Source organism: Dermacoccus sp. UBA1591 (assembly GCF_002322065.1).
Taxonomy (GTDB): domain Bacteria; phylum Actinomycetota; class Actinomycetes; order Actinomycetales; family Dermatophilaceae; genus Dermacoccus; species Dermacoccus nishinomiyaensis.
This window is the reverse complement of the sequence record NZ_DCNR01000126.1, coordinates 7,113-15,028: the sequence shown is the minus strand read 5'-3', so window position 1 is coordinate 15,028 and position 7,916 is coordinate 7,113. Positions and strand designations below refer to the sequence as shown.

Annotated in this window: 9 protein-coding genes; 7 read left to right on the top strand and 2 right to left on the bottom strand. The window is 68.7% G+C overall.

Annotated features, from left to right (window positions below; translation table 11 throughout):
- A partial coding sequence (locus B2284_RS14305) for a hypothetical protein (RefSeq protein ID WP_286697680.1) occupies positions 1–462 on the bottom strand: 462 nt, incomplete at its 3' end.
- Between the two features lie 63 nt (positions 463–525).
- On the opposite strand from B2284_RS14305, the gene B2284_RS14300 reads away from it, so the two are divergent.
- The 3 genes from B2284_RS14300 (at position 526) to B2284_RS14290 (ending at position 3,199) form a co-directional block, all read left to right on the top strand.
- On the top strand, positions 526–1,155 hold the full coding sequence (locus B2284_RS14300) for a TetR/AcrR family transcriptional regulator (RefSeq protein WP_136788201.1): 630 nt from the start codon (positions 526–528) through the stop codon (positions 1,153–1,155).
- 30 nt (positions 1,156–1,185) lie between these two features.
- Positions 1,186–2,676 carry a long-chain-fatty-acid--CoA ligase gene (locus tag B2284_RS14295; RefSeq protein ID WP_136788200.1) on the top strand — a complete coding sequence of 497 codons (1,491 nt, stop codon included), beginning with the start codon at positions 1,186–1,188 and terminating at the stop codon, positions 2,674–2,676.
- Positions 2,677–2,764: 88 nt separating this feature from the next.
- Positions 2,765–3,199 carry a MarR family winged helix-turn-helix transcriptional regulator gene (locus B2284_RS14290; protein WP_170957162.1) on the top strand — a complete coding sequence of 145 codons (435 nt, stop codon included), beginning with the start codon at positions 2,765–2,767 and terminating at the stop codon, positions 3,197–3,199.
- A 151-nt stretch (positions 3,200–3,350) separates the two neighbouring features.
- Here B2284_RS14290 and ppk2 read toward each other — a convergent pair whose 3' ends face one another.
- The gene (gene ppk2, locus B2284_RS14285) at positions 3,351–4,382 is read right to left on the bottom strand and encodes a polyphosphate kinase 2 (RefSeq protein ID WP_136788196.1); all 1,032 of its coding nucleotides are present in this window, start codon (positions 4,380–4,382) and stop codon (positions 3,351–3,353) included.
- 252 nt (positions 4,383–4,634) lie between these two features.
- Here ppk2 and B2284_RS14280 point away from each other — a divergent pair, with 252 nt between their 5' ends.
- The 4 genes from B2284_RS14280 to B2284_RS14265 form a co-directional block, all read left to right on the top strand.
- Positions 4,635–4,892, top strand: a complete 258-nt coding sequence (locus tag B2284_RS14280) for a hypothetical protein (protein WP_136788194.1) — start codon at positions 4,635–4,637, stop codon at positions 4,890–4,892.
- A gap of 93 nt (positions 4,893–4,985) precedes the next feature.
- Positions 4,986–6,185, top strand: coding sequence for an App1 family protein (locus B2284_RS14275; protein ID WP_136788192.1), 1,200 nt, complete (start codon positions 4,986–4,988; stop codon positions 6,183–6,185).
- Positions 6,178–7,041 carry an Fpg/Nei family DNA glycosylase gene (locus B2284_RS14270; protein WP_136788190.1) on the top strand — a complete coding sequence of 288 codons (864 nt, stop codon included), beginning with the start codon at positions 6,178–6,180 and terminating at the stop codon, positions 7,039–7,041. The genes B2284_RS14275 and B2284_RS14270 overlap by 8 nt, the downstream gene beginning before the upstream one ends.
- A 274-nt stretch (positions 7,042–7,315) precedes the next feature.
- The coding region (locus B2284_RS14265; protein ID WP_286697679.1) for a M15 family metallopeptidase domain-containing protein at positions 7,316–7,916 on the top strand (601 nt) is incomplete at its 3' end.

Here is a 7,916-nt window from a genome sequence, read left to right as displayed (position 1 = left end):
GCCCATCCACGTGTAGTTGCCCGAAAGTGCGCCCGCGGACGAGGTGTCGGCTGCGATCGCGATGAGTACCGCCGTCAGCATGCAGGTGATGGCCGCGGCCACGCTCGTCCGCGCGACGTCGGCCCAGCACTGGCGGGTGTAGGTCGCCCCGGTCGCCTTGACGGGCGCCGGCCCGGCCGCGAAGCGATGGGCGAAGCGTGTGTCACACCAATCGATCATGCGATGGCCGTAGGCCACGCTGAATCCGATGTAGACGGCGGCCACCACATGCCCGAGGTGTGCCGCGTCACCGCGGTGCAGGCTGATGGCCGTGGCGGCGAGGAGGACGAGGTCGGTCACGGGGGCCATGACGAGCAGGGCAGCTCCGAGGCGCCGGCGCTCGAGGAGGTAGCGCGCGGCCAGGCCCGCGATGACGAAGACCCAGAAGAGGATCTCGCAGGCAGCGATGATGGCGACGATCATGACCCTCCTAATGAGTACGGTTGTACCAAAAACAAGTTAGCACGACCGTACTAAGATGGTGGGATGCCGAAGGTCATCGATCATGCCGCGAGAGAGATCGCCATCGCAGAGGCGGCATGGGAGGTGCTCCGTAGCCGGGGAATCCGGGGCCTGTCCGTTCGCAACGTCGCCGCGCAGGCGGATCTCGCGGTCGGCTCACTGCGTCGCTCCTTCCCGACGCAGCGCAGCCTCGTCCGATTCTGTCTGGAGCTGGTGCTCCAGCGCGGGGTCGAACGATTTCGCGCGTTGCCAGTGGACCTCGACGCCCGCGAATTCGCGTGGCAGGCGTGCACCCACGTCCTGCCCCTCGACGAAGACCGCCGCGTCGAGATGGAGGTCTGGCTGGCCCTCTCCATCAGCGCGTTGGCGGACCCGCAGATGCGCGAGGAGTGCACCAAGTCCGACGAAGCGTTGCGCCAGATGTGCGTCATCGTCATCGGCCGCCTCGACGCGGTCGGCCTGCTGGCAGGATCGCGAAGCGCCGACTCCGAGCCCAGGCGTCTGCACGCCCTGCTCGACGGGCTGGCGCTGCAACTCATCCGTCAGGGGCCGGGTGATCCGTGCGACTGGGCGCTCGACGTGCTGCAGGATCACCTCGAGCAGCTGACGGGTGCGGCGGCGGGGTTTCGAGACATGCGTGACCCGGGTCACTGAACACCCAGGCTGAGTGATTAGGATCACGTCATGACGAACGAGTTCAACATCGCCGCCAACCTCACGCGCACCGCCGAGCGTCAGCCGGACGACGTCGCGATCAAGCTCGACGACTTCACGCTGACGTGGTCGCAGCTGGACGACGCGACGCAACGACTCGCGACCTTCCTCGCCGACCAGGGGGTCGGCGTCGGGGATCGCGTCGCGCTCAGCCTGCCCAACGTGCCGGCGTTCCCCGTCGTCGCGTACGGCGTGTGGCGCGCGGGTGCCGTTCTCGTGCCGATGAACCCGCTGTTCATGGGGCGCGAGATCGACTACTACTTCGAGGACGCCGGCGTGAAGCTCGCGTTCGGCATGGCCGGTGAGATGGCCAAGGCGGCCGAGCAGAAGAGCGTCACGTTCGTCGAGGTCGGTGACGATCAGCTGCAGAGCCTGCTCGCGAAGTTCGAGCCGACGTCCGACATCGTCGAGCGCGATGGCAGCGACACCGCCGTCATCCTCTACACCTCGGGGACGACGGGTCGCCCGAAGGGGGCCGAGCTCACCCACGACAACCTCGAGAAGAACCAGGACGTCACGGCGCGCACGCTCGTCGAGGTGACGTCCGACGACGTCGTCATGGGCTGCCTGCCGCTGTTCCACGTCTTCGGCCTGACGTGCGCGATGGCCGTGTCCGTCTCCAGGGGCGCGACGCTGACCCTTCTGCCGCGCTTCGAACCGACGAAGGCGCTCGAGATCATCGAGCGTGACTCGGTCACCGTCTTCGAGGGCGTGCCGACGATGTACCAGGCGATGCTCGCGGCCGCCGCGAAGGCACCCGAGGTGAAGCTCGCGTCGCTGCGTACCTGCATCTCGGGTGGTTCGGCGATGCCCGTCGAGGTGCTGCGCAAGTTCGAGGAGCGCTTCGACGCGACGATCCTCGAGGGCTACGGCCTCAGCGAGACCTCACCTGTCGCGTCGTTCAACCACCCGAACGCCCAGCGCAAGCCCGGTTCGATCGGCACGCCGATCGAGGGCGTCGAGATGAAGGTCGCCGACCTCGACGGCAACCCGCTGCCCGTCGGTGAGGTGGGCGAGGTCGCCGTGCGCGGGCACAACATCATGAAGGGCTACTGGAACAAGCCGGAGGAGACGGCAAAGGCCATCCGCGACGGCTGGTTCTACACCGGCGACCTCGCCCACCAGGACGAGGACGGCTTCTACTTCATCGTCGACCGTTCGAAGGACATGATCATCCGCGGCGGGTACAACGTCTACCCCCGCGAGGTCGAGGAGGTGCTGTACGAGCACCCGGAGATCGCGGAGGTCGCCGTCGTCGGTGTGCCCGACGAGCACTACGGCGAGGAGGTCGCCGCCTTCGTCGTGCGCACAGAGGGCTCGAACCTCGACGCCGACGCCGTCAAGGCCTTCGCGAAGGAGCGCGTCGCCGCGTACAAGTACCCGCGCCACGTCACGTTCATCGAAACGCTGCCCAAGGGCGCGACCGGAAAGATTCTCAAGCGCGAACTGCGGTCGCAGTGAACGACGTTCGCCTCACCCCGCCCGTCGGGGTGAGGCGGTGACGCTGACCTCGCCCCTCGAGACGCCCGCGGGTCCTACGATGGCGAGCATGACGACTTCACGAGGCGACCGTCTGCTGCTCGTCGTGGCCCGGCTCAACCGATGGGCGTCACGCCACGCGCAGCTGCCCGCCCCCGCGGCTCAGCTGCGGCTGCTCTCCCTCATCAATGACCTCGGCCCGTCACGCATCGGCGATCTCGCGACGGCCGACAACTCGTCTCAACCGACGATGACGACGCAGGTCAAACGCCTCGAGGGCCTCGGCCTCGTCAATCGTTCGCAGGACGCACGCGACGGGCGCGCGACGCTCGTCACGATGACGCCCGCAGGCCGGGAGACGCTGACGAAGGCACGCGAGGCGCGCGCCGAGGTCGTCGTCCCGCTGCTCGACGGCATGAGCGAGGAAGAACTTGCGACGCTCGACGCCGCTCTCGAGATCCTCGAGGGACGCCTCGCGAAGCAGCGCGCCGACACTCAACCCTGACGTCTCGTCGCCCCCTGACCCGTACGTCACGAACCCCCGAGCCACCCACCCCGAACGTCATGATGGCGGGTAACTCACGAGTAGGCGCGAAGTTGCCCGCCTACCTGTGAGTTGCCCGCCATCGTGTTCGCCTGCGCGAGCGTGAGCGGCGTCAGCGCCCCTCGGCCGCCTTGGCCTCGGCCGACTTCTGCTCAGCCGACTTGTCGCCGTCACCGCGCGCGATGGACTCGGCGGCCCGCTGCACCTCGAGCGCCTTGACCTCGGCTTGGGCCTTGGCGCGCGCCTTGGCAGCCGACTTCGACTTCGGGGCCGTGTGCGTCGGCGTCTTGCCGCCGTCGTGACGGTCGGGGTAGCCCTCCTGGAAGCCGCCCTCACCCTCGTCGAGGATGTGCTTGGCGGGGCCGACGATGAGCGGGTCGGGCGCGTGGATGAAGTCGGTGTTCTTGCCCGGGTAGTCGAGCGAGTCGAGCACGTAGCGCATGACCTCGACGCGGGCGCGCTTCTTGTCGTTGCTCTTGATGACCGTCCACGGGGCCCACTCGGTGTCGGTGTGCTCGAACATGGCCTCCTTCGCCTTCGTGTAGTCGTCCCACTTGTCGAGGGAGGCGAGGTCGGTGGGCGACAGCTTCCACTGACGCACCGGGTCGGTGCGGCGCTTCTCGAAGCGCGTCAGCTGCTCGGCCTTGCCGACGGAGAACCACAGCTTGCGCAGGTGGATGCCGGAGCCCGTCAGCATCTGCTCGAACTGCGGCGCGGTGCGCATGAACTCGTCGTACTGCTCGTCGGTGCAGTAACCCATGACGCGCTCGACGCCGGCGCGGTTGTACCAGGAGCGGTCGAAGAAGACGATCTCACCGGCGGTGGGCAGGTGCGAGACGTAGCGCTGGAAGTACCACTGGCCCATCTCGCGCTCGGTCGGCTTGTCGAGGGCGACGGTGCGCGCACCACGCGGATTGAGGTGTTCGTTGAAGCGCTTGATCGAACCACCCTTGCCGGCGGCGTCACGCCCCTCGAAGATGAGGACGACCTTCTCCCCACTCTCCTTGACCCACGCCTGCATCTTGAGCAGCTCGATCTGCATCTGGCGCTTGAGGTACTCGTACTCCGTACGTGTCATCTTCACGTCGTACGGGTAGTTGTGCTGCCAGGTCTCGTCCTGCGTCTTGAACTTATTCTTTCCCATGCCCCCATTTTGGTCGACATGACACCCCCAGGGCTAGGGTTTGGCGCCAGGATGGGTCAAACGTCCCCTCGCGTTCACGCAGCGGCTTCGTCAGCCTGGTGAGCAGACGTGTGCCATTCGGGCGGATGCTGCCCGCGGATCATGCGGGAGGCGGCCACCCGTAAGGGCGGTGCGGCGGACGTCGGGCTCGTGGTGCACTGGCCTGCAGGCGTCCGAGGTGCTCGGACGCGACCCACCGCGAAGGAGCAGAGCATGAACTCGTACACCGACGAAGAGCTGCAGGCCGCACGCCAGGCCGCGCAGGCCGCCGTCGACACCGCGACGTCGTGGGACTACAGCGCGAGCGACGCGAAGATCGCCGACAAGCTGCAGGAGGGCCTCGACGCAGCCGGCGTCACCGTCGACGCGCCCGAGTTCGAGCGCCTCGTCCGCGAGATCACGGCGCTGAAGGACGACGAGGACGCGGGCACCCCCACCGTCGAGGCCGCGCTGCCGAAGGCGCAGGCCTGACCCACGCCTGAGCATCGACCGCTCACCGCCGCCCCGGCCCCGTATCCTCGCCGCTGCCCAGCGGTTGTCGGTGCGGGGTCATAGGGTGGTGGCATGTCTCGCACGCACATCGCCTCCCGCCTCGAGGATCGGCTGAACAGCTCGACGTCGAAGCTGCTCGAGCGGCGTCACTGGAGCAAGCGCGTGTTCCCGTACGTCGGGTTCGGCTCGGTCGACCCCGAACTCGAGGGGCGTAACCCGTACGTCAGCGCCCCACGCCCGAAGACCCAGACGTGGCGTGCGTCGGGGCAGCCGAGCGGCCGTCAGCGCCGCATCCCCGAGGGCGGGCGCGCCGTCGTGCTGGGCCGCGTCGTCATGGGCAAGAGCGGCCAGCCCGCCGTGCCCGCCGCGCACGACGACTCGCTCGTACGCCGCGGATTCCGGGCCTTCTTCTCCGTCCCGCAGACCGGTGAAGAGGTGACGGTGAGCCTCGGCGCCGCGCGCGCCGTCGGCCACACCGACCGGGGCGGGTACTTCGACATCGAGGTCGTCGGCCACGGCCTGCGCGACGGCTGGCACGAGGCGACGATCGAGTGCGACGGCATCGTCACGCACGCCGCGATGCAGATCATCAGCGGTGAGGCGCGCTTCGGCATCATCAGCGACATCGACGACACGGCCCTCATCACGGCGCTGCCGCGCCCGCTCATCGCGGCGTGGAACACGTTCGTCGTGCGCGAGACGGTGCGTCGCGAGGTGCCGGGCATGGCGGCGTTCTATCGCTCGATGCTCTCGGGGCACCCGGGTGCGCCGATGTTCTATCTGTCGACGGGAGCCTGGAACACCCAACCCGTTCTCACGCGTTTCCTGCGCCGCAGCGGTTTTCCGCGCGGCACGCTGCTGCTGACGGACTGGGGGCCGACGGAGACGGCGTGGTTCCGCTCCGGCCCGGAGCACAAGCGTCGCTGGCTGCGGCGTCTCGCGTCCGAGTTCCCGGACGTCCGCTGGCTCCTCGTCGGTGACGATGGCCAGCACGACCCGGCGTTGTACGAGAAGTTCGCGCTCAGTTATCCCGAGCACGTCGCGGGTATCGCCATCCGTCAGCTCACGCCCGCGCAGCAGCTGCTCAGCCACGGCCACCCCTTGCAGATGGACGACGTGGCTGGTCGGGTGCCGGGCGTGCCGTGGCTCGAGGGGCCCAACGGTTTCGTGCTCCACGAACGTGTGAGCGCGGTCGTCGATCCGGGGCGTGGTTCGGTCGCCGCCATTGCGGCCCCGCAGGCGCGACGGGTGAGGGGGAAGGTTCATGCCTGAGCTACCAGAGGTGAGCGGGCTCGTCGGGTTTCTCGACGAGCGCATCGTCGGGCGCGCGATCGTCGGGGTCGAACTCGCCTCCATCGCCGTGCTCAAGACGTTCGACCCGTCACCGCAGGCGCTCGGGGGGCTCGTCGTCGACGCCGTCAGCCGCCACGGCAAGTGGATCGCCCTCGAGACGAGCGGCGGGCTGTCGCTCGTGTTCCACCTCTCGCGTGCCGGCTGGCTGCGCTGGTCCGACGCGCTGCCGACGACGGTGTTGCGGCCCGGCAAGTCGCCGATCGCGCTGCGCGTGCGCTTCGACGACGGCTCCGGTTTCGACCTGACCGAGGCCGGCACGCAGAAGCGCCTCGCCGTGCACATCGTGCGTGACGTCGTCGACGTGCCGGGCATCGCGAAGCTCGGCATCGACCCGCTGTCGCCCGAGTTCACCCGCGAGGCGTTCGGGCAGCTCGTGGCGAGCAGGCGCATGCAGATCAAGGGGTTGCTGCGTGATCAGAACGAGATCGCGGGCGTCGGCAACGCTTACTCGGACGAGGTGCTCCACGTCGCGAAGCTCTCGCCGTTCGCGTTGACGTCATCGCTCGAGCCCGGGCAGATCGACACGCTGTACGACGCGCTGATCACGACCCTGACGAATGCCGTCGACGCTGCGGCCGGCAAGCCCGCGAAGGATCTCAAGGACGCCAAACGCGCCGGGATGCGCGTGCACGGGCGCACGGGCGAGGCGTGCCCGGTGTGCGGCGACGTCATCCGCGAGGTGTCGTTCGCCGACCGTTCGTTGCAGTACTGCGCGACGTGTCAGACGGGCGGCAAGCCGCTCGCCGATCGACGGATGAGCAAGCTGCTCAAGTGAGCCTGCTCGCGAGATGCCTGGCGGGTGATGTCAGTTCGCAGGCCACAACATGGCGGGTAATTCAAAGGTAGGCAGCCAACTGCGCGCCCACCTGCGAGTTACTCGCCATCGTGCCAGGAGGCCGGGTCCGGGGCGGCGCCCGGTGTGACGCGGATGCCGCCGTGACGATATCGTGACCTCGACGAGATCGTCTTCCCGTTTTCGTTCGTCCCCCACTCAGGTGTGCAGCCAGAGCGTGGGCGTTGTCGACGGGGCTTGAAGAAGGGTGAGGGCCATGGCTGACGTGACGCGCCGCGCGGCCCTCGCCGCACCCGTGGCCGCGCTGGCGGCAGCCGCCGGAATCGCGGGTTCGGCCGGGGCGCTGGCGGCATCGACGACATCGCCCTCGCTCGTCACCGGCACTGACGCGGACGCGCTGCGCGCCCTGCACCTGCAAGCCCTCGCCGTGACGCCGAACGTCGCCGCCGTCGTCGCGCGGCTCCATGACGGCGAGTTGTGGGCGCACCAGGACGACGCGGTCGCCATCGAACGCGCCGCAGGTGGCGTCGTCGTCGTGGCGCTGCCGGTCAAGCACTCCGCCGTGAGCCGCATCGACATCAGCACCCCGAGCGCGCCCGACACGTCGGTGAGCGTCGACACGCGGCCGGACGCGCTGCGCTCGTCGTTGCTGCGCGTCGTCAACAAGCGCCTCGCGCTGGCACGTTCGGACGAGCCGAAGAAGCTCCTCGCGGCGCACGGCGTCATGGTCGACGAGCGGCTGAGCAAGCCTCTCGACGCAATGTTCGCGCGCGCCGAGCGCGAGCACGTCGCGCTCGAAGCCGTCAGCGCACACCGCGACTTCGACGACCAGGCCCGCGTCTACGACGCCTACGCCG

Bases quoted from the DNA above. Each gene is read 5' to 3' on its own strand.
- B2284_RS14295 (WP_136788200.1), top strand. From the start codon at position 1,186: ATGACGAACGAGTTCAACATCGCCGCCAACCTCACGCGCACCGCCGAG.
- B2284_RS14275 (WP_136788192.1), top strand. From the start codon at position 4,986: ATGTCTCGCACGCACATCGCCTCCCGCCTCGAGGATCGGCTGAACAGC.
- B2284_RS14300 (WP_136788201.1), top strand. From the start codon at position 526: ATGCCGAAGGTCATCGATCATGCCGCGAGAGAGATCGCCATCGCAGAG.
- B2284_RS14270 (WP_136788190.1), top strand. From the start codon at position 6,178: ATGCCTGAGCTACCAGAGGTGAGCGGGCTCGTCGGGTTTCTCGACGAG.
- B2284_RS14280 (WP_136788194.1), top strand. From the start codon at position 4,635: ATGAACTCGTACACCGACGAAGAGCTGCAGGCCGCACGCCAGGCCGCG.
- ppk2 (WP_136788196.1), bottom strand. From the start codon at position 4,382: ATGGGAAAGAATAAGTTCAAGACGCAGGACGAGACCTGGCAGCACAAC.
- B2284_RS14290 (WP_170957162.1), top strand. From the start codon at position 2,765: ATGACGACTTCACGAGGCGACCGTCTGCTGCTCGTCGTGGCCCGGCTC.